This is a genomic window from Nonomuraea sp. B10E15, from assembly GCF_039871615.1.
Classification (GTDB): Bacteria; Actinomycetota; Actinomycetes; order Streptosporangiales; family Streptosporangiaceae; genus Nonomuraea.
The window spans coordinates 187,958-209,993 of the sequence record NZ_JBDPMB010000017.1 but is presented as its reverse complement, the minus strand read 5'-3'; the positions used below and the strand labels follow the sequence as shown (position 1 = coordinate 209,993).

At 68.9% G+C, this 22,036-nt stretch carries 23 protein-coding genes and 1 pseudogene; 12 read left to right on the top strand and 12 right to left on the bottom strand.

The features are described 5' to 3' along the window. Positions 1 to 121: 121 nt before the first annotated feature. From ABGB14_RS35860 to ABGB14_RS35850, 3 genes are read left to right on the top strand one after another with little or no spacing between them, the layout of a single operon-like run. Positions 122 to 313, top strand: a complete 192-nt coding sequence (locus ABGB14_RS35860) for a CATRA system-associated protein (RefSeq protein ID WP_347648293.1) — start codon at positions 122 to 124, stop codon at positions 311 to 313. After that, positions 279 to 1,841, top strand: coding sequence for a CATRA conflict system CASPASE/TPR repeat-associated protein (locus tag ABGB14_RS35855; RefSeq protein ID WP_347648292.1), 1,563 nt, complete (start codon positions 279 to 281; stop codon positions 1,839 to 1,841). Before ABGB14_RS35860 ends, ABGB14_RS35855 begins: the two co-directional genes overlap by 35 nt. Then, entirely contained in the window at positions 1,744 to 4,722 is a 2,979-nt protein-coding gene (locus tag ABGB14_RS35850) for a CHAT domain-containing protein (RefSeq protein WP_347648291.1), read from the top strand. The genes ABGB14_RS35855 and ABGB14_RS35850 overlap by 98 nt, the downstream gene beginning before the upstream one ends. 207 nt (positions 4,723 to 4,929) lie before the next feature. On the opposite strand, the gene ABGB14_RS35845 is transcribed toward ABGB14_RS35850, so the two are convergent. The 3 genes from ABGB14_RS35845 to ABGB14_RS35835 form a co-directional block, all read right to left on the bottom strand. Continuing rightward, positions 4,930 to 6,036 carry a site-specific integrase gene (locus tag ABGB14_RS35845; protein WP_347648290.1) on the bottom strand — a complete coding sequence of 369 codons (1,107 nt, stop codon included), beginning with the start codon at positions 6,034 to 6,036 and terminating at the stop codon, positions 4,930 to 4,932. A 271-nt stretch (positions 6,037 to 6,307) separates the two neighbouring features. Then, a complete protein-coding gene (locus tag ABGB14_RS35840) occupies positions 6,308 to 7,270 on the bottom strand; it encodes an NADP-dependent oxidoreductase (protein ID WP_347648289.1) in 963 nt (320 codons plus the stop codon). A 446-nt stretch (positions 7,271 to 7,716) separates the two neighbouring features. Continuing rightward, on the bottom strand, positions 7,717 to 7,980 hold the full coding sequence (locus ABGB14_RS35835; RefSeq protein ID WP_347648288.1) for a sigma factor-like helix-turn-helix DNA-binding protein: 264 nt from the start codon (positions 7,978 to 7,980) through the stop codon (positions 7,717 to 7,719). 255 nt (positions 7,981 to 8,235) lie between these two features. On the opposite strand from ABGB14_RS35835, the gene ABGB14_RS35830 reads away from it, so the two are divergent. Beyond that, the gene (locus ABGB14_RS35830) at positions 8,236 to 9,075 is read left to right on the top strand and encodes an NAD(P)H-binding protein (RefSeq protein ID WP_347648287.1); all 840 of its coding nucleotides are present in this window, start codon (positions 8,236 to 8,238) and stop codon (positions 9,073 to 9,075) included. Positions 9,076 to 9,318: 243 nt separating this feature from the next. On the opposite strand, the pseudogene ABGB14_RS35825 reads toward ABGB14_RS35830, so the two are convergent. The 4 genes and pseudogenes from ABGB14_RS35825 to ABGB14_RS35810 form a co-directional block, all read right to left on the bottom strand. Further along, positions 9,319 to 9,594 (bottom strand): annotated as a pseudogene (locus tag ABGB14_RS35825) (Tn3 family transposase); the annotation flags it as partial. Positions 9,595 to 9,718: 124 nt separating this feature from the next. Beyond that, positions 9,719 to 10,216 (bottom strand): site-specific integrase, encoded by a 498-nt coding sequence (locus ABGB14_RS35820; protein WP_347648286.1) that lies wholly within the window; start codon positions 10,214 to 10,216, stop codon positions 9,719 to 9,721. After that, positions 10,206 to 10,811 carry a site-specific integrase gene (locus ABGB14_RS35815; RefSeq protein ID WP_347648285.1) on the bottom strand — a complete coding sequence of 202 codons (606 nt, stop codon included), beginning with the start codon at positions 10,809 to 10,811 and terminating at the stop codon, positions 10,206 to 10,208. Before ABGB14_RS35815 ends, ABGB14_RS35820 begins: the two co-directional genes overlap by 11 nt. 354 nt (positions 10,812 to 11,165) lie before the next feature. Next, on the bottom strand, positions 11,166 to 12,647 hold the full coding sequence (locus ABGB14_RS35810) for a family 1 glycosylhydrolase (RefSeq protein WP_347648284.1): 1,482 nt from the start codon (positions 12,645 to 12,647) through the stop codon (positions 11,166 to 11,168). Positions 12,648 to 12,720: 73 nt separating this feature from the next. Here ABGB14_RS35810 and ABGB14_RS35805 point away from each other — a divergent pair, with 73 nt between their 5' ends. Next, positions 12,721 to 13,284, top strand: coding sequence for a TetR/AcrR family transcriptional regulator (locus tag ABGB14_RS35805; RefSeq protein WP_347648283.1), 564 nt, complete (start codon positions 12,721 to 12,723; stop codon positions 13,282 to 13,284). Positions 13,285 to 13,514: 230 nt separating this feature from the next. Here ABGB14_RS35805 and ABGB14_RS35800 read toward each other — a convergent pair whose 3' ends face one another. Further along, positions 13,515 to 13,649: a hypothetical protein gene (locus ABGB14_RS35800; RefSeq protein ID WP_347648282.1), complete on the bottom strand. Its 135-nt coding sequence runs from the start codon at positions 13,647 to 13,649 to the stop codon at positions 13,515 to 13,517. 689 nt (positions 13,650 to 14,338) lie between these two features. On the opposite strand from ABGB14_RS35800, the gene ABGB14_RS35795 reads away from it, so the two are divergent. Next, positions 14,339 to 14,752 carry a hypothetical protein gene (locus ABGB14_RS35795; RefSeq protein ID WP_347648281.1) on the top strand — a complete coding sequence of 138 codons (414 nt, stop codon included), beginning with the start codon at positions 14,339 to 14,341 and terminating at the stop codon, positions 14,750 to 14,752. Positions 14,753 to 14,951: 199 nt separating this feature from the next. Here ABGB14_RS35795 and ABGB14_RS35790 read toward each other — a convergent pair whose 3' ends face one another. Then, entirely contained in the window at positions 14,952 to 15,713 is a 762-nt protein-coding gene (locus tag ABGB14_RS35790) for a hypothetical protein (RefSeq protein ID WP_347648280.1), read from the bottom strand. Between the two features lie 135 nt (positions 15,714 to 15,848). Then, a complete protein-coding gene (locus tag ABGB14_RS35785) occupies positions 15,849 to 16,298 on the bottom strand; it encodes an SDR family NAD(P)-dependent oxidoreductase (protein ID WP_347648279.1) in 450 nt (149 codons plus the stop codon). Positions 16,299 to 17,068: 770 nt separating this feature from the next. Between ABGB14_RS35785 and ABGB14_RS35780 the strand changes: the two genes are divergently transcribed. Beyond that, positions 17,069 to 17,422, top strand: coding sequence for a peptidase inhibitor family I36 protein (locus ABGB14_RS35780; protein WP_347648278.1), 354 nt, complete (start codon positions 17,069 to 17,071; stop codon positions 17,420 to 17,422). Between the two features lie 56 nt (positions 17,423 to 17,478). Then, positions 17,479 to 18,318, top strand: coding sequence for a hypothetical protein (locus tag ABGB14_RS35775; RefSeq protein WP_347648277.1), 840 nt, complete (start codon positions 17,479 to 17,481; stop codon positions 18,316 to 18,318). A gap of 119 nt (positions 18,319 to 18,437) precedes the next feature. On the opposite strand, the gene ABGB14_RS35770 is transcribed toward ABGB14_RS35775, so the two are convergent. After that, positions 18,438 to 19,523, bottom strand: coding sequence for an MFS transporter (locus ABGB14_RS35770; protein WP_347648276.1), 1,086 nt, complete (start codon positions 19,521 to 19,523; stop codon positions 18,438 to 18,440). On the opposite strand from ABGB14_RS35770, the gene ABGB14_RS35765 reads away from it, so the two are divergent. Then, a complete protein-coding gene (locus ABGB14_RS35765; RefSeq protein ID WP_347648275.1) occupies positions 19,497 to 20,144 on the top strand; it encodes a hypothetical protein in 648 nt (215 codons plus the stop codon). The two genes, ABGB14_RS35770 and ABGB14_RS35765, sit on opposite strands and share 27 nt — an antisense overlap. 76 nt (positions 20,145 to 20,220) lie before the next feature. Beyond that, a complete protein-coding gene (locus tag ABGB14_RS35760) occupies positions 20,221 to 20,337 on the top strand; it encodes an ABC transporter permease (protein WP_347648274.1) in 117 nt (38 codons plus the stop codon). A gap of 111 nt (positions 20,338 to 20,448) precedes the next feature. Here ABGB14_RS35760 and ABGB14_RS35755 read toward each other — a convergent pair whose 3' ends face one another. After that, a complete protein-coding gene (locus ABGB14_RS35755; protein ID WP_347648273.1) occupies positions 20,449 to 20,691 on the bottom strand; it encodes a hypothetical protein in 243 nt (80 codons plus the stop codon). On the opposite strand from ABGB14_RS35755, the gene ABGB14_RS35750 reads away from it, so the two are divergent. Further along, entirely contained in the window at positions 20,663 to 21,178 is a 516-nt protein-coding gene (locus ABGB14_RS35750) for a hypothetical protein (RefSeq protein ID WP_347648272.1), read from the top strand. The genes ABGB14_RS35755 and ABGB14_RS35750 overlap by 29 nt on opposite strands. A gap of 371 nt (positions 21,179 to 21,549) precedes the next feature. Beyond that, positions 21,550 to 21,891 carry a hypothetical protein gene (locus ABGB14_RS35745; protein ID WP_347648271.1) on the top strand — a complete coding sequence of 114 codons (342 nt, stop codon included), beginning with the start codon at positions 21,550 to 21,552 and terminating at the stop codon, positions 21,889 to 21,891. The last annotated feature ends 145 nt before the right edge of the window (positions 21,892 to 22,036 follow it).

Sequence of the window (22,036 nt, the reverse complement as noted above, 5' to 3'; positions counted from 1 at the left end):
ACTACGGTGAGCACGGGTGTGCCTTCCCGACCGACGCGCCAACGTCGGCCTTATCTCGAAACCATGATCAGATGATTCGGGAAGGTACACCCCTTCCCGTCAGATCCACAGGTTTCGATCATTGCTCCGGGGACAGGACCAGACCACCCTGCTGGCCAGGCTCAAGCTCCTGTCGCCGGTGAGGGTCCGCCGCAGCGTCGGCGACGCCCCGGAGGTCCCGCCGCCGCCGATGATCACGGAGCGGCTGAACCGGATCATGACCGAGTTCCCCGTGGAGTTTGAGCCGCCCGCGCAACCCGGTGCCGATGGCTGAACACTCGCTGATCGTCCACCTGTTCGTGCTGGCCCACGCCGAGCAGGCAGCAGCGCACCTACGGGGTCTGTGGGAGCGGTGCGGCTCCGGGCTGGGCATGACCGCCCCGATCGGGACGATCCCCCTTCAGCTACCCAGCGACCTCGGGCCCGGTACCACGGAAGGCGTGGTGGCCGCGCGGCGCGACCCCCGCCGGGCGGCGGATGTCACCGAGGCTGTCCTCCACCGGCTCCACGACACCTACCTCTTGTCGGTGGCGCTCGCGCCCGGCGACCAACTGGAGGCGACGTGGGCGCGGGCCCTCGGTGACGCACCCTGGGCGATGGGAGAGGCTCGCCTGCACGTGGCGGTGAGGCCGGCGAGGTGGCCGGGCGGCCGCGCGCACACCGTCCTCAAGGAGAAGCCGGTTCCCCCGACCGGCCGGACTCGCACGATTCTGTGCGCCACCACCGCCAGCCGGCGGAAGCGGTCGGAGGCGTGGTTGTGGGGCGGGGGCGACGCGCCCGCCCCGTTCGCCCTCTACCTGTTACAGGCGGCGAAGGTACGGCACCTGCTGCGGCTCAGGGAGGAGGCCGATCAGGGGATCGCGGGCTTGTTCTCCCGGGCGGAGTCCCTGATCGCGGAACGCACCCGCCAGAAGGATGACCACCAGGCATTGATCGGCATCCGCGCGGACCTGGCGCAGCTCCTCACCGGGCCCCACCACCTGCTTCAGACGTCGATACGGCTGCGCGAGATGGAACGCTCGGTGGAGATCGCGTCCGACAACCTCAGGCGGCACGGCGGAGCACCCATCACTGAAGCACTGCTGAAGGCCGACCTCGGCCTGGCCGGCGACCTGCTCACCCGCCTGGCCGACGACCGTCACTTCACCGAGGCGATCCGCGAGCGCGTCGCCACCAGCCTGGCCGAACTGACCCAGGTCACGCAGGAGCATGCGCGCGAGCGCGAGGAGCGGCTCACTCTCCTGCAGACAGCCATGACCGGCACGATGCTCATGACGCTGACGGCCGTTCAGGCGTTCGCCTACAAGGTGCCGCTTGCCGGTTCGATCCAGCCGCCGGTGATCGCCCTGCTCGGCTCGCTGGCCCTGCTCTTCGCCACGCTGACGCTCTGGAAGCGGAACGGCAGCCGGGCCGCCGGCGCGGTGATCTCGCTGATCGTCGCCTCGGTGGGCGCGGCGCTCGCGTGGCTGGTCTGCTCGGTCGTCGCGCACATGGCCGGAGTGGGCGCGGCGCCTGTGAGGGTGTCGCTTCTCGTCTCGGCTGGCGTGTCCGCCGTCACCCTCGTCGTGTCTTTGCTGTACGTGAGCCGAGACAAGAACGCAACGGAGAGCCATGAACCTGGTCGAGCTTGGCGCGCGCATCGAGCAGTTGGCCAGAAGCGGTCACCCCGCCGCTCTCGCCGAAGCGATGGAGCTGGCCGGAAGCGTGAGGACATCGGCGGAGAGCCTGCCCCCCGAGCTTCGCACGGCGCTGTGCGTGCTGCTGACGGCGGCGGCCGAAGCGGGCAGCCGGGGAGGCAGTGACGGCTTGCTCGACGAGGCCGTCGCCCACGGCAGAGCCGCGCTCGCGTCAAGCCGAGGGCCGGGCAGGGCGGCGGCACTGCGCGCGCTCGCTTACGCCCTGACCGTCGTGGCCCACGCCCGGGGCGAACACTTCTGGCTGGAGGAGGCCGTTGCTCTCGGCGACGCGCTCATCGAACTCCTGCCGCCGCCCGCCCGGATGGCCGCCCACGGCGAGCAGGCGCAACGACTCCTTGCCCTGCACTCCTTCACCGGGGACGAGGAACCGCTGTCTCAGGCCGACACGCACATGGCCGCGCTGCGGCGCGCCGCTCCGCACGACGCCCGGGTGCGGCTGATGGAAGCCGAGCTCCAGGCGACGCGTTACCGGTGCGGCCGCCGGCTTGACGCCTGCGCGCAGGCCATCAGGCTCGCCCACGACGCGCTCCAGGTCGCCGAGGGGATGGTCCGTGTCAGGGCGCTGCACCTGCTCGGCGAGCTTCACATGCTCCGCGGCACGGAAGGGCACCATGCCGACGCCCTGAGAACCGCCGTCGATTTCCTCAAAGAGGCGATCGCCTGCGTGCCGGAGCACCAGCCGGCCCCCGGCGAACTCCTGCGTGGCTTCTCGGTCGCGCTGCGCGCCCTCGCGCGCGCCGAGCAGGATCCGCAGTTGTTGCGCAAAGCGGTGGAGGCCGCGCAAGGCGGTCTCGCGGCCACGGCCGGTGCGCCGCCCGGGGCGCGTTCCGGCTGCCACGTCGCCCATCTGGAGGCCCTCTTCCAGATGCTGGAGCACACCGACGACGAACTGATCCTGGCGGAGGCGACGCGCGCCGCGCAGGCCATGCTGCAGGACGCGCCGTCGACCGGCCCTCTCTACGCGGCCGCCCAGCACTACTACTCCCGCGTGTTCTACGCACGCTACGTGGTAGAACGCGACCCCGGGCTCATCGACCCGTGTGTGAAGGCGGCCGAGGAGTCCGTCGCCCACGCGGCCTCCGACCCGTACGAGAAGGGGCAAGCTCTAGCCTGGCTCGCCCAAGTGCTGCGCCTGCGCGTCGACACGACGAACCGGGCGGACGTCCTTCGCGGGGTCGTCGACGCGGGACGTAGAGCGTTGGCCCTCGCGCCTGCCGAGGACACCCCGGCAGCGCGGGAGATCCGTACGCAGCTGCTGCCCGGGTTGCTGTGCCACGCGCTGGCATCCTACGCCAAGGTGGCCGCATCGGCTGACGACCGGAAGGCCGCTCGAGCCGAGGCGCTCAGGCTGGCACGCCAGACGTACGAGGCGCTCTCACCGGAACACCAGGGGTATGCCGATCACGCCTGCCTCCTCTCCCATCTCCTGCTGCACGACGCTCCCCACCACGAGATCGTGGACATCCTCATCTCCGGGGCCGAGGCTTCCGGCTCGCCCCCGGCCGCCCGGCTGGAGTGCCGTCGCCTCCAGGCCTACGCCCACTTCAGGATCGGGGAGCACAGGCTCGCCCTCGACGCGATCAGGGCCGCGGTCGATCTGCTTCCGGCGACCGCGCCCCGGGCCGCCCCGCTCGACGCGCGGGCCCGCCGCCTGGAAAACCACTTCGGGCTGGCCACGGAGGCCGTGCTGCTCGCGACCACCGCCGGACGCGTCGGCGAGGCCGTCGAACTCCTGGAGCAGACCCGCGGCGTGATCCTCGGGGATCTGCTCGGCCTGCGCACCCCGACGAGGCTCGCCGACGAGTTCGCGCAGGTGCTGGACACGCTGACCGAGCAGCCCCCTTGGGGCTCCGGCCACGGGACGCGGCTTAAGGCGGTGGAGTCCCGGAGGGAGGCCGCGGCTCGTTTCGAGCAGCTGATTGCCGAGGCGAAGGACGACGATGACGAGGGCAACCCGTTCCGGCCCCCCTCTCTTAATCGGCTCCAGGAGCGCCTGGGCGGCACGACGGTCATCGTCTCGTGCGTGGGCGACGACGCTGACGGCTCCAGCCATGGCCAGGCGATCCTCCTCGGCCGCACCGGGGAGCCTACGACCGTCCCTCTCCTCGATTTGAGCTCCGGCGACGTCGCGCGCTGGGCCCGGTTCCTGGCTGGCGACGGTCAGGAGGACGACGAGAAGACGATCGAACTGCTGGCCTGGCTCTGGGAGACCATCGCGGAGCCCATCGTCGCCCAGTGCGAAGTCGAAAGGATCTGGTGGAGCCCGGTGGGACTGCTCGCCTCCATGCCCCTGCACGCGGCCGGCCAGCACCGCAAGCACGGTGACAACCTCCTCGACCGGATGGTCTCGTCCTACATGCCCTCCCTGCGCTCGCTCGCGCCCGCCCGTTCCAGGTCGGGCGCCGCCGCGAAACTGCTCGTGGTTACGCCTCAGGACGACGACGAGGACAGGTTGCCGGCGATGCGAGACGAGGCCGAAGCGATCATCCAACTCGTCGGCAACGCCCACCGGGCCGGTCTGGAGCGCCCCCTGCACGAGGAACTACCACGCTACGGCGCAGTGCACGTCGCCGCCCATGCCACCGCGCACCTGGGCCTGCCCGCGTCGAGCGGCATCCGCCTCGGCGGTAGCCAGAAGCTGAGCCTGCGCGACGTCACCCGACTGCGCGGCATGGAGGCCGCGCGCTTCGCCTACTTGTCGGCCTGCAGTACGGCAAAGGTGCGGACCGGGCTCGCAGACGAGGCCATCCATCTGTCCGCTGCCTTCCAGGTGGCGGGCTATGCACAGGTGGTGGGCACATTGTGGCCGGTCGCCGACACCATCGCTGCCGAGATCGCCATGGACTTCTACCGTTCTTGCTCCGACGCCCGCGGCCTGCGGCCGGACCGGGCCGCCTTCGCTCTCCACGACGCGGTACGGCGGGCCCGGAAGTGTTATCGCCAGGCGCCGCGGGCTTGGGCGAGCCACGTCCACCTGGGCATCTGAGCCGACCCCCTCAGCGCAAGCCGCAACCCGGTCACGACCTACTTTGGGCTGGGAACACCTTCGGGAGCGGATGGCCATGACGCACGGCTGCCGTCCGCGTTATGCGGGGCCGGATGGCGGTGCGTCGCCCGGCTTGGGGCCGTCGGAGGTGGACTTCGGTCGGATGACGGACGGGCCGATTCGGTGACATCGGTGGTAGGGGCGGGATCACCTGTACCGGGGCCGGCGTGTTCGGGGTTGAGGAACCTGCGGACAGCCATTGGCGGCACCCGCGAGTAACTTAGCTGGACGCTTCGGCGGGGGTTGATACCGGGGGGAACGGCGAGGTGGATGAAGACCTGGCTGGGGCCCGTTAGTGGCTGCGTTTGGGCGGGCCGAGGATGGCGGTGATCTCGGCAACGGCTTCGCTGCCTGGGCGGGTGTAGCGCATGGCGGTGCGCGGGTTCTTGTGCGTGTCTTGGGCATGATGAGCTGCAGCGGCACCTTGGCCTCGCCGAGATGGGTGGCGGCTGAATGCCGGAGCTGGTGAGGATCCAGGCCGAGGTGTTTGTCCATGAGAACGCGGAGGCGGTCGTAGCCGAGACGGGGACGGCCGGTGTGCGGGCAAATGTGCTCGGGCCCGGGCCGCCTGGCGGGAACGGGGCCACGGTCGGCGAGGAAGAGCGGCCCTCGAGTACGGACAGGTCCGTCCGGGTGGCCGTCGGGAAGCCGCAGGAGGCGGGGTAGGAGACGAGCGGTGCCCGCGTCCCAGTAGACCCATTCGGTGTCACCGCCTTTGGAGGTCAGCGGCGCCTTTCGGTTCTCCAGGTCCAGGTCCTGGACGTTGAGGGAGAGGATTTCGGCGGCGCGGGCGGCGCTCTCGTACAACATCCGGTAGAGCGTCTTGCCGCGCAGCGGGATGTCTCGGCGTGACAGCAGCCGTTCCAGCTTGGTCTTGGCCACGGCTTTGGTGTGGTCGACGTTCTCGCGGCGCCGTTCGGCCTCTGCCGGGACCGACGGGGCCGCCCACCGCTTCTTCGTGGAGCACCACGCCAGCCAAGAGGAGACGGCGGCCCGGTTGCGGTTCCACGTCGACGGCGCGCACCCACCCCATAGGGAGGCGAGGGCGTCGCCGATCTCGGCGTCGGCGACCTCGCCCAGGCGGCGGGAGCCGCCGCCGATGTGCGCGATGGTCCGGTCGATCGCCGAGGCGTAGGCGCGGTGGGTGTTGGGGTTGGCGGCCCGGTGTGTGCCGAGGAACTCGTCGGCAGCCTCGGCGAGGGTGACGCCGCTGCCGCGCAGCGCGGTGACCTTCCGGCTGGCGGCCGCGCTCACCGGTCGCTACCCGACGCGGGCGCGATGTACCGGATAACGTGCCCGAGTCGCGCATCGGCCGCCGAGACGGATCCCCAGCTCGACCGTGATCGTTCGGCGCTGATGTACGTGATAACAGCCAATTATCACGTACATCAGCGTGGCCGTCATCAGACGCTGCGGGCGGCGATGGGGACCAGGAAACTGATTAAGGGTCAGCGGGCAAACGTGACACCCGCATCCCATCCGCAGCTCGAAGCCGGCAACCCAGTGGGCGGTGTTCCGCGGCCGGTCATCCGGCGACAGTGAGCACGATCTTTCCGGTGGTTCGGTTGGTCTCGCCGAGCTCATGTGCCTTGGCCGCCTGCTCGAACGGCAGGACGGTGTCGACCTCGACACCCAGCCGTCCCGCCTCGACCAGCTCGGCGATCGTCGCCATCGCGGCGTTGTCCGGCTCGACGAGGACGAAGCCCGCCCAGATGCCGCGCTCCCCGGCCTGGCGAAGAAGGTCCTCGTCAGGCTCCGGGTTGAGCTGGGCAAGAGTGCCGCCGTTCCGCAACGTCTGCAGGGAACGCGCCCCGTAGTCGCCGCCGATGCTGTCGATGACCAGGTCAACGTCGCGTACCGTCTCGGCGAAGTCCTCCTCGGTGTAGTCGATCACCTCGTCGGCGCCCAGCGCATGTACGAAGGCGTGCTTGGACCCACGTGCGGTACCGATCACGTACGCGCCGAGATGCTTGGCGAGCTGCACGGCCAGGTGGCCGACCCCGCCGGCCGCGGCATGGATCAACACGCGCTGGCCCGGCTGCACGTTCGCGGTGTCGTGCAGGACCTGCCACGCGGTGAGCGCCGCCAGCGGCAGCGCCGCGGCGTGCACGTGGTCGAGGCCAACCGGTTTACGGGTGAAGTGCCGCGACGGGGCGGTCACGTACTCCGCGTAGCCGCCCGCCTTGTGCGGGAAGCGGGGCATGCCGAAGACCTCGTCACCCGGCCGGAAGCGGGTGACTCCGAGGCCCACGGCCTCGACTACCCCGGACACGTCCCAGCCGAGGACGGCGGGCGGGTCGCCCAGCAGCCTGCCGACCGTCCGTGACTTCCAGTCCGTGGGGTTGACGCCGGCCGCGTGCACCCGCACCAGGACCTCCGTCGGCATCGGCTCAGGACGGTCAACCTCGGCCAGCGTCAGCACCTCGGGGCCGCCCGCGGACTCCTGAATGATCGCGCGCATCCGCGCCGTCGTCGTGTCTTCGCTCATGGGAGAACCGTAGTGAAAGCGGGAATGAGTGCGCAGCCCATCGTTGGGCTCTTGGACTCTTCTCGCAGGTCAGAGGAGATGATCTTTCTCAGGCATGTAATGCATGTTGATTGGTGCGAGGAGCCAGACGCTCCCGTGGACATTTCGCGATCTCGGGCGCATTGACCCTTTTCGGAAGGGATCGACTGAGTCGCGTCAGCCGTTCGACGGCGCTCTTCAGCCAGCGCTGCTCGTGGTCATCCCTGGCTACCTTCACCGCAGCCGCCCGGTCATGTCGCCGACCAGGGCGCACAGAAGCTCATCGAGCACGCCCTGCCCTGTCGCTGCCCTTCGGCAAGCGCGCCCGCCCGCAGGAGCGGATCGCGGCGGCGCCGGTCATGAGCAGCGTCAGGCGCTGGCCGCCAGTGGTACCAGTACCGGCGCGATGCCGAGCAAGGCGGGCAGGATCAGGCCCACGGCACCGAGGACCTCGAGCGGTCGACCACGGCGCGCTGCCGCCGCGGCTCCTCCTCCGGCCGCGGTGTGCCCTGCACCTTCCGGCGGGCCCGGCTGGTGAGCATCTTGGTCGCGTCGGCGGACCGGCCGATGATCTCGCCGATCTCGCCGAAGGGCACCGCGAACATGTCATGCAGGACGAACGCCAGCCGTTCGGTGGGCGTGAGGGTGTCGAGCACCACCAGCAGTGCCAGCCCGACCGACTCGGCGAGCACCGCGTCCTCCTCATGGTCATGACGCGACCGAAGGTGCCGAGGTAACCGTTCGGCGTGCGTCTGATGGGAGACCGCAATGTCACAGGGATCGGGTCGCCGGCGTCTCATGGTTGTCAGGACGCCGCGCAAACGATCCACACGCCTCGTGGAACTTACCGCTGACCTCGAATCCACCGGACGGCTGGTCGAGTGACGCGATCGTCACCGCCCGGCCCCCGGCTCAAAGAAACCAAGAAACTAAAGGAGATCCCCACCATGATCCTGGTAACCGGTGCCACCGGAAACGTCGGTTCCCACGTCGTCCGCCAACTCCTGGAGGAGGGTGAGAAGGTCCGCGTCATGACCCGCAACCCCAGCGGCCATGCGTTCCCTGACCAGGTCCAGGTCGTGACCGGCGACCTGGCCCAGCCGGAAACGCTGTCTGAGGCACTGTCCGGCATCGAGCGGGCCTTCCTGTTCCCCGTTCTCCAGGGGATCGACGGATTCCTCGACGTGGCCAAGCGAGCCGGCCTTCGGCATGTCGTGATGCTGTCCTCGGTGTCCGTCACGTGGCCCGAGCCCGGCTGGGTCGGCGAGGTGCACCTGCGGCTCGAACGATCCGTCGAAGCGTCCGGGTTGGCGTGGACCTTCGTGCGGCCCGACGGGCTCACGACCAACGACCTGGTCTGGGCGCCCCAGATCATCGAGGGCGATGTCGTACGCGGACGCTACGGCGACGCCGAGACGGCCCCGATCGACCCGCGCGACATCGCCGCGGTCGCCGTCCGCAGCCTCCTCGATGGGCGTGCCGGCGAGGGGTACTCGGTGACCGGACCGCAGTCGCTGACCCAGATCGACCGCGTGCGCGTCATCGCGGAGACCATCGGGCGGCCGTTGCGGTGGGAAGAGCAGTCCGAGGACTGGTTCCGGGACGAGATGGCCCGCGCCGGCATGCCTGCCCCGGGGATCGACGATTACGTCAACTTGCTCACAGCGAGAGTCGGCAAGCCCACGGAGGTCCTGCCGACGGTCGAACAGGTCACCGGCCGACCGCCCTTCACCTACGCACAGTGGGTCGCCGACCACGCCGCCGCCTTCGGCGCGGCGTCGGCCTGACGGATAGGCGGCACCTGCCGGCCTCCGCGCACGTCCCGAGGACGAGCTCGACGATGACGACTCCCACCTCCTGCTCGCCTTTGTCCAGCTCGTCGACGACGTGTCGAAGGCCGGGTGCCTGTCCTCGCTCATCCCCACATCCTCTGAAAGACCGGCAGAGGGCCGCAATCGCGCAGCCAGGCCGCCCGCCGCGGACGATTCGCCGGATCCGGGAGGGGTGACAGCCGCCGTAAAGCCAAAGCTCTACACGCCCTCTTCCTCCACCGTGCCCTCGCCGTCGGGCGGGTCGGGGATCTCGCCGAGCTGGCGCAGGCCTTCGGCCGGAGCGGAGGAGGCGATGGCGTAGCGGCCCAGGACGTTGACGTGGGCGTGGCCGAGCGGGCTGAGCCGGGCGGCGTCCTCATCCTTGACCGGCACGCTCTCGGCCCGCAGTTGGTCGACGGCGGCCGACAAATACCTCGAATTCCACAGCGTGACCGCGTTGACGACCAGGCCGAGCGCGGCTGTCCTCGCCGGGAGCTCGGCACGCCGTTCCCAAACAGAACCTCCAGCGTCTCGGGACGGTAGCCCGGCGCGGGAGCTGGCCGGGCACGCTCAGCCGCCTGCCGGGTCTGCTCGGCGTGGTGAGCCAGCACCCGGCGGATCACATCCTCCTTGCGGGGAGTAAGGTAAAGCTGAGCGCATGTTCCAACACCAGCTGCACGTCAGTGAGCGGCAAGCCGGGATCCTCGGCCATTCGGTAGGCGGCCGTGTGCCGGAGCGAGTGCAACGTCGCCGAGGTGCCGACCCGCTCGTTCACCCGCTCGAACATCCGGTGCACCGCGTGATAGGTCAGCGGCCTGGCCGGGCGGCGCAGCGTCCACCACAGCGGCTGCCGCCGTCCCTTGGGAATCAGCTCCTCCATCTCCACCTGGTAGAGCCGTAACCACACGAACGCATCGGTGGAGGCCGGTAGTTGCTGCAGCTCACGGGTGCCCTTGCGGACGACCGTGATCAACTGGCGGCCAGGCTCGACCCCCGCCAGCGTGGCCGACAGCAACTCCGACGCCCGGGCCCCGGTGGACACATAGAACGCCACCAGCGCCCGGTCACGATGCGACGGCAGCGCCGCGAAGATCTCGTTGAACTCCTCATCCGGCACGCTGCGCGGGATCCTGTTTGGGCACCCGCGGCCGATACAGACCGCTGCGTTCGTTGCGAAACGGCTCCATCGGGTTGTGGTGCGCGTTGGCCCGCCCACCCCGCCGCGACCGATGCAGCGGGAACGGATTGATGATCGGCCCGGTGCCCACGCTTTGATGGAAGTCGTAGAAGGCCCGCAGGACCGTCTCGCTGTGCGCACATACCGACGGCGCGTACCCTCCACTTGCCGTTGCCGAGCTCTCGACTCCGCTCTGCCGGCGCGTACGCCAGTGCGGCCGAGGCTGCTTCCCGGCGACCTGCATCCACTGGGAGAAGTCCCGGGCCTCCACGCGGGTCGCCTGATCCCATGGGATCTCGATCGCCCAGAGAAACCGGAACCACCGCAGCAGATCCATCCCATACGAACGAACCGTCGACTCCGCCCGCCCGGCCGCCAACAGGTCGCAGAAGAATGCGGCGACAGGCTCAACCGCCGTCCCGGATTCATCCAGCACTCGGTACGGCTCGTATCGGTCCCCGGTCTCGACCAACCCGCCGATCAACGGAACCACCAACGCCGCCAAGTCCCGAGACGGCCAACCCTCTTCGATCACGACGCCAGACCATGCCAGGACGGATCAGTACTTGTCCCCTGAACTGCGAAAACCAGGGCAGTAGTTCAGTCAAGAAGGAAATGGATACTCCTCGCGTGACTATCCGTCACCACCGGAATCGTGGAAGAGCCGTTGTTCTTACAGTCCCTCGTCTGGCCTGACCGCTGCTGATATCCGAGGGCGCTCCCACCGCGGCCGTGCGGCGGGGCCTGATGGTGACGTTCCGTGGTCCGCCGTCGTACCCGCTGTACTGTATGTCCGCGGCCTCACCGATACTGGGTGCCTGGCGCCTGCCCGACTCAGCATCGCGTCCGCAGGCGGAAACGCCCGGCTGGCGGAAGCCTGCTGGAGGACTCATGGCGCCGTGGGAACGAGCCCGTTGGCCGCGATGACGTCGCGGTACCAGTATCCCGAGGACTTGACGGCACGCTGGCCGCTGTCGTGGTCCACGTGGATCAGCCCGAAACGGTTCACGGGGTCATCGAGCAGCGACCAGACGCTCCAGCCGCGCAAGTCGACGCCGGCGCGTAGGGCCTCGTGCGCGGCCCGCAGGTGGTCGCGGATGTACGCGCGCCGGGCGGGGTCGTCGACCACGCCGTCGGCGGTGAGGGTGTCAGGGAAGGCGGCGCCGTTCTCGGCCACGTAGAGGGGCAGGTCTCCGTACCGGTCGCGGAGCGCGTACAGGACGTTTTCAAGGCCGCAGGGAGCGATCTCCCAGCCCAGCTCGGTGACGGGCCCTGCGGGCTCGGTCACGTGCACGTCCAGCACTTCGGCCAGAACGGTCTCCTGACGCTCGATCGCCGCCAGCTCGGCGATCCCGAGCTGATCGACGTCGTTGAAGGCCGCCTCCGAAGGTGCCTCGGGTGGCGCCGAGCCGTCGGGGGCCTCTTCGGCGGGCGCCGAGCTGGCGACGGCCAGGCGGAGGTAGTAGACGACGCCGAGGAAGTCGATCGGGGTGGAGATGATGGCGAGGTCGCCGTCGGCGACCGGCGGCCAGTCGCGCCGCAGGCGCTCGGGCAAGTCACCGGGGTAGGAGCCGAGCAGGGCGGGGTCGAGGAAGAGCCGGTTGAAGTAGCCGTCGGCGCGGCGGGCCGCGTCACGGTCGGGCAGGCTCGGGGAGGCCGGCCGGATGTCGGTCATCACGGTGCTGAGGCCGATCTCGCCGCGGGCGTGGCTCGCCCTGAACGCCTGCACCGCCAGGCCATGCCCGAGCAGCAGATGATGGCCGGCGCGCAGCGCGGTACGCAGGTCCCGGACGCCCGGCCCGTCCTCGCCGATCACGTGACCCAGGTGGACGATCGACCACGGCTCGCAGACGGTGAGCCAGCGGGTGACACGGTCGCCCAGCCGGTCGTACACGATGGCCGCGTAGTCGGCGAACCAGCCGGCGCAGTCACGGTTTGCCCAACCGCCGCGATCCTGCAGGGCGGCCGGAAGGTCCCAGTAGTAGAGGTAGGGAAAGGGGGTTATGCCTGCTTCCAGGAGAGTATCGACGTAGGAGTCGTAGTGGTCGAGGGCTCGCCGGTTGACCGTCCCCGTCCCCTCGGGGAGGACGCGCGGCCAGGAGATCGAGAAGCGGAGGGACTGCAGGCCGATCTCCCGGGCCAGGCTCACGTCTTCCTTGAAGCGCCGGTAGTGCTCGACACCTCGCTCCAGCGCCATGGCCGGGTAGCCGTTTCCGGGGGTGCCAGCGAAGGTGTGCTGGATCGAGGGCCCGGCGCCGTCGGCGAGCGGCGCGCCGTCCATGAGGAAACCGGCGGTGGACGCGCCCCAGAGGAAGCCGTCCGGGAACCGAGGGCTTTCGTCAAAATGCGCGTCGCGGTGGGCTGCGGGCATACCTGACTCCCTTGATTGTTGCATCAGCGTATATACTTGCCATATATACACGAACGTAACAAGAGGTGGGCCGATGAGCATCTCCGACTCCCCAAGGCTGGCACGGGCCGAGCGGCGCGAGCAGATCCTCGCCACCGCCACCCCGATCTTCGCCAGAGCCGGCCTGACCGGGACGAGCCTGGACGACATCGCCACGGCCGCCGGCGTCAGCCGCATGATTCTTTACCGGCACTTCGAGTCCAAGGACGACCTGTACCGCGCGGCGCTGCAGCGGGCCGCCGCCCATCTAGCTGAGGCCGTCGGCGACGAGCTCACCGAGGGCAGCGTCCAGGAATTGGTGAGCTGGGCCGCCGTCGATCCCGGTGCGTTCAGGCTGCTTTTTCACCAGGCCGCGCGGGAGTCGCGGTTCCGATCCGAGATCGACGAGTTGCGCGCGAGCATGGCGGAGGAGGTGCGCCGTAACCTCGCTGAGGTCGTCAACGATCCGCTCTGGGCGATATGGGCCGCGCAGCTCTGTCTGACGGTCACCGTCGAGGCCATCATGACCTGGCTGGACCTCGGCGCACCCGACCCGGCCAGCGCGGCCACCCGCATTGACCGGGCGGCAAGAGCTGTCCTGTCGTCGATAACGGAGTAGCGGCATTTTACTGGTGAGGTTGCGTATATAACTGTCGCGGGTTCTCGATGCAGGCCGAGGCGGCAGTAACTGACCGTGATCTCCAGCGGCGAACCGGCTTCATGCGCCGCTGAAGTACCCGGGTTCGACATAATTCCGCGGCCTGGAGACCCGAATCTAGGTCCTGACCTGTGCTGACATGGGTGTAGGCGTCTGGAGGGCGTTTCCCTAGGCGGAGCTGTTCGCCCTGTTCAGTGGGGTGCGGGCTGGAGGTCGACGACCTGCTTGGGCGCGGGGATCGCAAGCTTGGCGAGCAGGTCTCGTTGGGGCTTGGTGAGGGCGGTGACCTGCCGGAACAGCCCGGCCGGGCCGGTGAAGGTGCCCACCTACCTGTCCGCGGTCGCGGTCGCCCGGGCACTGCGCGGCGGACAGCCCATCTCGGCCGGGGAACAACGCAACCGCATCATCACCCTCGGCCGCTTCCTGACCGACATCACCGAGTGGGGCTGGCCCGACGCCCCACCAAGGCGGCTGATCTTCTCCCGCGACATCCCCAAGCTGCCCCGGCCGCTGCCCCGCTACCTGCCCGTCGACGCCGACCGGCGCATCGCCCAAGCCCTGCACGCCACACCCAACCGGGTCTTCGCCGACGCGCTGCTGCTGGCCCGGGCCACCGGGCTGCGCGTCGGCGAGTTGCGCGATCTGGAGCTGGACTGCGTCCACGAGATCCCCGATACCGGGGCATGGCTGAAGGTCCCGCTCGGCAAACTCGCCACCGAACGCATGGTGCCCCTGGACGACGACACCCTGGCCCTGATCGACCGCATCGCCCAGACCCGCTCCCCGACACGGCCGCTGCCGCATCCCAAGACCGGACGGCCGACCGAGTTCCTGCTCACCCACCTCGGCAAGCGTGTCTCGGCCGCCGCACTACGCGAGGAACTGGCCCGCGCAGCCGAAGCGGCAGGCCTGCCGAAGGCCACACCGCACCAGCTCAGGCACACCTGGGCCACCGCCTTGATCAACTCTGGTTGCTCCCTGCAGGCGTTGATGGTCATGCTCGGCCACAGCGGCGATGAGCCTGCGCTATGCCCGGCTGTTCGACGCCACCGTCCGCGCCGACTACGAGCGTGCTCTGACTCAGGTCAAGGCACAGCTCGGCGCCCCTGCCAACCCCGGCAAGCCGACCATGCTGCCAATTACCGACATCACCCGCGCCACCCGGAGCTGGACCGACACTCCGCTGCTGAAGTCCCGGCTGGCCGGCGGCTACTGCCTGCGCACCGCCGCACAGGGCAGCTGCGCCTACGCCAACATCTGCGAGCACTGCCCCAACTTCCGCACCGACGCCGCGTTCCTGCCCGTGCTCGCCGCGCAGCGGGCCGACCGCCGCGCTCCTGGCCGACGCCGAAGCCCGCGGCTGGGGCGAGGAAGCCGCCCGCCACCGGCGCTTGCTGGAGCGGCTCGACCAGCACATGGCCCACACTGAGGTGTCATGACCGACCAGAGCGGCGACCTGCCTGCCACCGTCCGCGACGCCTGCACCAGCCTCATCCGAGCCGGTGAACACGTGACCTTTGCCGCCGTCGCCGCCCGCACTGGGCTCAGCCGCACCACCCTCTACCGGCGTCGCGACCTGCGCCAGCTCATCGAGCAACACCGAGACCTCCATGGTGAGCGGCTCACCCTCACCGGCCTGGCCACCCAGCTCGACCAACTCCGCCAGAGTCTGGAAGCCGTCGCGGCCAATGTCCGCCGCCACGAAGAACACCTGCGCAGGCTCCAAAGAGCCGACCGCGCCGGCTGACGACCGCGCTACGCTGCCAACACGAAGTCTGAAGATCGATTAGCGGATAATCGAAGAACAGCAGGTCGACCTCAAGGTTCAGCAGGTTGGCGATCTCGTCGAACACCTGCTTCTCCAGGTCGTCTTTGACCTCGTGCAGCCAGTCCATCGCCCGGTAGCACGTCTGCTCGCCGACCTCGGCCAGCCCGTTGAGGTGAACGTCGTTGGTGATCCAGTCCGCGGCGGCCAGCTTGGACGACGGTGCCAGGGCCCGGTTGGCGGCCAGGCCGAACAGCACCCGCTCGGTGACGGTCATGTCCCGTCGGCGGCCTCGCTTGGGCTGTCCGACCCTGCCGACGATCTGGTCGATCTTCAGCCGCCGCCACAGATGATCGAGTACGTAGGTGCCGCCGAACGGGACCGAGGACACGAACTCCAGGTCCGAGGTCGCCGTCGCTGCCAGAGCATCGCCCGGCGCCAGTAGGCGGGATAGAGACGTGACCAGCCGCTTGACCGCTTCGCGGTCCAGTTCGTCCTCGCGGCCGAAGGTGAACAAGACCTTCGGCACTGCGCGGCCCTTCACTGGATCCCACTCGTTATGGGCCAGATGCAGGTACCGGACCGTCCCGGACTTGTTCTCCCGCTTCGTCGTCTTCACGTACACGACTCCAGACCATAGAGCCCGGGCCAGCACAGGCGAATCGCCAAAATCGCGTCTCTAGGCAGTTTCGGCCCTGGAGGTCCGCCTCCAGCCGCTGACCTGCACGTTCAGGCCACAGTCCCCTCTAGAAGCTCCGAATTATGTCGAACCCGGGTGACCGCGTTGCCCGACCGACGTCGTGACGTTCACGATCACTCCGCCACCGACCTCCAACGCGGGCAACGCGGCCTGCGCCAGCATGACCGGCGCGACCAGATTTGTCGCCAGCGGTGGTTCGACCAGATCCCTGGTGAACGTCCCGAGCGTCCCGCCACCGACGATCCCCGCGTTGTTGACCAGCACGTCCAGCCGACCGTGCGACTCCATGACGGCACACACGATCTCCTCCGCGGCACCTTCGGCGGCGATGTCGGCGGTCAGCGGATGGATCCCGTCATTACCGGCAGCCGCTTCCGCCAGCGGCTCCGCTCTGCGGCCCACGGCAACCACCTGCGCACCCTGCCGGGTGAACAAGCGGGCCGTCGCACGCCCGATGCCGGTGCCCGCTCCGGCAACAACGACCACTTTGTCACGCAATGAGCTGTCCATACGGGCAATCGTCGAACCCTGCCGCCAACGACAAGGTCAAAACCGTGAGGCTGGGCCCCCATCACACAGGAATGTCGGCCGCCGACCTACACGATCTGGCGGCCCGGCTCGCCGGGTAATGAGCCCAGTCCACGTCCGAGCGATGACGATGAGCAGGAAATGGACCAGCCGCCCGCGGCCATCAGAATGAGCCGCGCTCTCCTGCTCGCCGCCCGCCGTGTCAATGGCCAGGTGCGTGTCGCCGCTGGCCAGGCGGGCGTAGTCACCAGCCGCGCGTCGCCGGGGTGGCCATTGGCGTGAGCCATCCGACCGACTGCTCACGGGGTGCGCCCGAGCCACCCTTTCAGCCGGCGTTGACATGCAGGAGGTCGGCGAAACCAGTCAGTTGACTGATTCGCTGACGGGTCGGGTGCCCTAATGTCATGGCGCGAACGCTGACCGTCTTCATAACCGACGAGCGGCATCCCGTCTCGAAGCCGAAGGGAGGTAGTGCGGCCGATGCGACGCGACCCGGTATGGAGACCTGATGAGCTGATCCAGCGGTAGGGCGGTGGCGGCTGCCGCGTGTCCGCGGAGCCGAGGTTCTACCGCCGCGGCAGCAGGTTGAAGCCCAGTAGGTGGAGAACGCGAACTCACAGTAAAGGGCGCCATAAGGTGCCGGTGTCCTGCCGTTCGATCTCCGCCCGGGTCAGATACCGCCCCGCCCACCCGCAAAGCGGAAATAATCGTAAAACCCCTGGAAATCCTCCCAGGGCAAAGAAGGGAAACCGGTGAAACGCACGATTGCCCTGACCATCAGCGCACTGACGCTGAGCGCTATCAGCGTCGTCGGCTTCGGCCAGGCCGCGCAGGCAGCCCCCTGTGGATACAATTTCTGCCTGTTCGAGCACGACAACTTCCGCGGTCTAAGCTGGCAAACCATAACTGAAGGCAACTGCGAAAACGTCGCCGCCAACATGAATAACAAGGCCAGCTCAATGGCCAACCTTTCCAATGACCGGGTCTGGTTCTATAACAAGCGCAACTGCGTCGGCCCAGACGGCTACCAAGCTCGCCAACGCAGCGAAGACAAGGACCTGACGAACAACGGGTTCGACAACAAGACGTCGTCGATCTACTCGTAACGCGTACCGGGCGATGTGCCGTCGGTGCGTCGCCCCGCGATCACAGGAGCCCAGGGATGTCCGTTCGGGTATGGTTCCTTCTGCCGGTCGTCGTCGCCGCGACCGCGGGATGCTCGGCGGCGAACCCGCGATCCCTTGAGAAGATCGCCCTCGACCCGGGCGCCGCGGGGCGACGCATCGTCTTGCCCTTCGACACGTACGACCTCTCGCCGGCCGAGATCATGACCTTGGAATCCGCCGAGGAGCTCCTCGTCCGGGACTGCATGCGCCAACGCGGGCGGGCCTGGGAGCTGTTGCCGCGCACCGCCGAGGCCGACATCTCACCGCCCCATCGACGCCGTTACGGCATCATCGAGCCGCTGGACGCCGAGCGCTTCGGCTATCACATGCCCCCCGACGGACGCACCCTGGCCGACCGCAAGGCGAAACGCGCCGTCCGGAGGCAAAGCCTGTCCTCCGAAGACCTGCGTGCCGCCGACAGGTGCCTGGAGAAGGCTGGTGACCGCCTGGCGCGGGGCGCTCCCAAGGTCGATGCCGGCCTGTTCAACAGGCTCATCTTCAAGACCTTCGACACTTCCCAGCGCGAAGCGGACGTCGTTCATGCCTTCCGCGCTTGGAGCACGTGCATGGCAACCGCGGGATTCCGCTACACTGACCCGCTCACCGCGATCAGTGACGAGCGGTGGGCGACACAGCGGCCCTCACCACGGGAAATCCACGCCGCGAAGGCCGACGTTCGATGCAAGACCGAAACTGCCCTCGTGTCCACCTGGGCGGCCGCTGAAAACCGCGTCCAGCACGCCGCCATCCGCGCCCACGCCAAGGAATTCCAGGCACTGAAGGCGAGCAAAGATCGGCAACTCGAAGCCGCCTCCCATGCTGTCGCTCGCGGCTGACGATGCCGGCCGTGACCCCTGGGCGGCGGCTCGTCGAAGATGAGCGGGGTCAAGGCATCCGCGGCTTTGCGGGTGGCGGCGGGTCGATCTCTCCCACATCGCGGCCCCCCAGGACCGGATCACCTACTGGTGTCCGCACTGCCTGCGCGGTCCAGGGTCGCCAGAGCCGCGCACGTCGTCGCAATGACCAGGAGTGCCGCGACCGCTGCGACGACCAGGAGCAGACCGTCAGCGGAGGAGGATGCCGCGAAGTAGACGCTGCCGAGGCCCGCGACCCCGATCACCTCGGCGAGCACGGGGCCGGTGGAGTTCATGGCCGAGATCGCCGAGGCGAACCGGGGTTCCACCAACGAGGTGACCTGTGCGATCAGCGGACTGTACGCGGCGGCGTGCCCGGCCCCGGCGAACAGCAGCAACGGGAGGAAAGCCCACGGGTGCCCGTGGTCCCGGATGAGGAGCACGACCAGGGTCACCCCTGCCACGAAGACCAGTGGGCCCACGATCGGCATGGCACGCCGCAGCCGTTGTGGGCAGTGGTTCCAACTCAGGCTGAGCGCACCGAAACCGAGAGCGTACGGGACGAACGCGAGCCCCGCCTGGAGCGGGGTGTAGCCGAGCTCGGACTGCAGATGCAGGGTCAGTGTGAGCACGAATACGGTGTAGCAACCCATGACGATGCAGCATGCGGCCAACCCCGGCTTCACCCCCTTCCGCTTCAGCGCTGAGAGGTCGAACACCGGGTGCCGTGCCGTGGATTCGTACCGGACGAAGACGCCCGACAGCACGGCACCGCACGCGAGCACGATCCATGCCCAGGCCGGCCAGCCGTGGTCTTGGCCGAATATGAGCGGGAGGGTGAGCGCGGTCATGGCCGCGGTCAACAGCGCTACGCCGGCGAGATCGAGGCGAGCGTACTCGTCGGTACGTGAGCTCAGCAGAACGCGCGAAGCGATCGAAAGCACGATCACACCGATCGGGACGTTGATCAAGAAGACCGGCCGCCAGGAGAGACCGAACAAGTCGACGCCGGCGACCAGCCCTCCGATCAGTTGGCCGAGTACGACTCCCAAGGCGAGGACCATGCTGTAGACACCGATTGCCGTGCGGCGCTCGGCACCTTCCCAGTGGCGGTGGATGAGTGAGAACACCTGCGGCATCAGCATCGCGGCCCCTACCGCTTGAGCGATGCGGGCGAGCACCAGCATGGTCGGGTCGAGGGCCAGCCCGCACAGCAGTCAGGCCCCGGTGAACCAGGCGAGACCGATCAGGAACGCGCGCCGGTATCCAATGACGTCACCGATCCGCGCGCAGGTGACGAACAGCACGCCGGTGGTCAGCAGATAGCTCGACATGAGCAGCTGGATCTCGGCGTCGCCGGCTCCCTGGCGGCGCTGCGCTTCGACACCGCGGTCATCGGCTGCTGCGGCCTGAGCGCAGCAGAGGGGCTGACCGCCTACGACCTCGACGACGCGGCGGTGAAGAAGACGGGCATCGCCTCCAGTCGCCGCATCATCGTCGCCACGGACAGCAGCAAGTTCGGCCGCACCGCCTACGCCTACGTCGGCCCCACCGCGCTCCTGCACACCCTCGTTACGGACACCACGGCGCCCGCCGACGAGGTGGCCGCGCTCGAAAGCTACCGTACTGACCGCCCTGGGCGAGAAGACGTTCGAGGAGGAGTTCGGGCGCGGGACAGCAGATTAGTGCTGCGTTCCTCAAAGGGTGTGGGATTGCTCCTCTGGCCAGGAGCCTTGAGCAGCCGGATCCTCATGACAGGAGGGTTCCGCCATGCGAAAGCTACTGTTCGCGCGGGCTCCGTGCGATGAGAGCGAAGAACGCACTATGCGCCGGTTGGCCGGTGCCCGGCACGCTCCCGGTGACTAGATCCAGCGCGCCCGGATCGTGGTAGCCGGCTGGGCGCTGGCCGAGCCCGTGGCGGGTGCGCTGGTGGGGCTCCTGGCGGGCCTGTATCCGGCGCTGCGCGCGGCCCGCATGGAACCGGTCGACGCACTGCGCTGAGTCGTGCCGTACCGGACCCGGCCCGGCTCCTCGCGTGAAGCCGGGCCTCCTCCAGAAGCCGTCGTGCCACTGCCGCATGCCGGTGCACAATCGGCGAAGAGCGCTTGATCGTCAGCGTGTCATGGCCTCGGTAAGGTCGACTCCCACGGTTTCCGCTAGCCAGTGCAGGAGGGCGACCGAGCCGATGAGGGTGATCGCGACCATGTAGTAGGCCGGGCCGACGGCGATGCCGGTGGCGGTGACCAGCGCCGCGGCGACGAGCGGGCCGGGACCGCCGATGGCGGCCGGGGCGAGGTTGAAGCCGACGGAGGCGCCGCTGACGCGGGTGTGCGCGGGGAAGAGTTCGACGAGCAACCATGGACGCGAGGTCAGCTACGCCGACATCGCCGCCGGCGTTCAGATCCCTGACGGCCACCCGCTGCGGCGGGTCGTTCGAGTCGTCCGCGAGATCACGGCCGACCGGGGCGACCGTCTGGACAGATTCCAGCCCTCGACTGACCCAGCCAGGCGCGACCCCGGCCGGCGCCGGGTCTGGACCACCCGCTACATGCGCTCGGGACACGGCGACAAGTTCGGCGCCCGCGACGCTTCGTCCGCCGCGCGAGCGGCGATGACCTCGGTCAAGGACATGCACCGCGCCACCACCTTCGAGGCGGCCAACCCCCAGTCGATCAAGCGCAAGGAGTTCGAGACGATGGCCCAGGCCGCCGACGAGTGCATCACGAAGGTCGCCGGCCTCGACACGGTCGGTCCGCAGGCCGGTAGGCGCAAGAACACCAGCCTGCCGGCCCAGATGATCGCCGAGCTGGAAGCCCGGTTCACCGGGCCGGCGGCAGGCTGACATGGCCGCTTCCCATGTCAGAGCAACCCCCACGCGGACGCATCGCTCGCCCCCTCAACGACCAGCTGCAAGCTCGCGGCCGGGCTGCTGCTGCCGACCTTCCGGGCGGCCGGCATCGACCGCTTCAAGCGCCTTACCTTGCTGGCCGACCCCAACGCGATCATCCGCGCGGTGCAGTTTCCGATCAGCGACCCGGCCGGCTCAGTGGAGGACATGCTCGCCCTGGTCCGCGCTCAATAACAAAGACCCCGATCCGCTAATGCCGCAATCTCAGCCGATAAAGTCTCCGACTGGTTGGCATGTGCGGCTGACGTCTGCTCCCGGCCAAATAGCGCCGAAATCCTCGGCCATTTACCACTGAAAGTTACATCGTGGCGGAGCTGCGCGGGGAGGCGAAGACGGCACTGGAGCTGCATCGGGAAGGGCTGGCCGCGGCCCGGGACACCGGCGATCCGAGGGCGATCGCCCTGGCCTTTGAGGGGCTCGCCGGGGCGTGGGCACTCGCCGGTCACCCCCTGCGGGCCACCCGCCTGCTCGGTGTGGCCTCCGCGGCCCGCGCCTCGGTGGACGCGCCGCTGCCCGCTGCCGAACGCGGTGACGTGGACCGGATCGCCGCCGCGCTACGCGCGGCACTCGGAGAAGCGGGCTTCGCAGCCGAGTTCGAACTGGGCGCCGCCCTGAACCCGGACGACGCGGACCTGCTCGACACGTGACGGGATACGCCGGGACGCGCGCCCGGTCGGCACATGAACGGCTGGACGTGAGCACGCAGCGCTCCGGGCTGACCCGTGGTGATCAGACACGTCGGGCTCTCTTCGAGGTCCAGCCTCACTGACTCGGCTCGCGCACGTTCAGCTC

Bases quoted from the DNA above. Each gene is read 5' to 3' on its own strand.
- ABGB14_RS35770 (WP_347648276.1), bottom strand. From the start codon at position 19,523: ATGCTGGTGCTCGCCCGCATCGCTCAAGCGGTAGGGGCCGCGATGCTG.
- ABGB14_RS35840 (WP_347648289.1), bottom strand. From the start codon at position 7,270: ATGAGCGAAGACACGACGACGGCGCGGATGCGCGCGATCATTCAGGAG.
- ABGB14_RS35785 (WP_347648279.1), bottom strand. From the start codon at position 16,298: ATGGACAGCTCATTGCGTGACAAAGTGGTCGTTGTTGCCGGAGCGGGC.
- ABGB14_RS35830 (WP_347648287.1), top strand. From the start codon at position 8,236: ATGATCCTGGTAACCGGTGCCACCGGAAACGTCGGTTCCCACGTCGTC.
- ABGB14_RS35805 (WP_347648283.1), top strand. From the start codon at position 12,721: ATGAGCATCTCCGACTCCCCAAGGCTGGCACGGGCCGAGCGGCGCGAG.
- ABGB14_RS35810 (WP_347648284.1), bottom strand. From the start codon at position 12,647: ATGCCCGCAGCCCACCGCGACGCGCATTTTGACGAAAGCCCTCGGTTC.
- ABGB14_RS35795 (WP_347648281.1), top strand. From the start codon at position 14,339: ATGAGCCTGCGCTATGCCCGGCTGTTCGACGCCACCGTCCGCGCCGAC.
- ABGB14_RS35775 (WP_347648277.1), top strand. From the start codon at position 17,479: ATGTCCGTTCGGGTATGGTTCCTTCTGCCGGTCGTCGTCGCCGCGACC.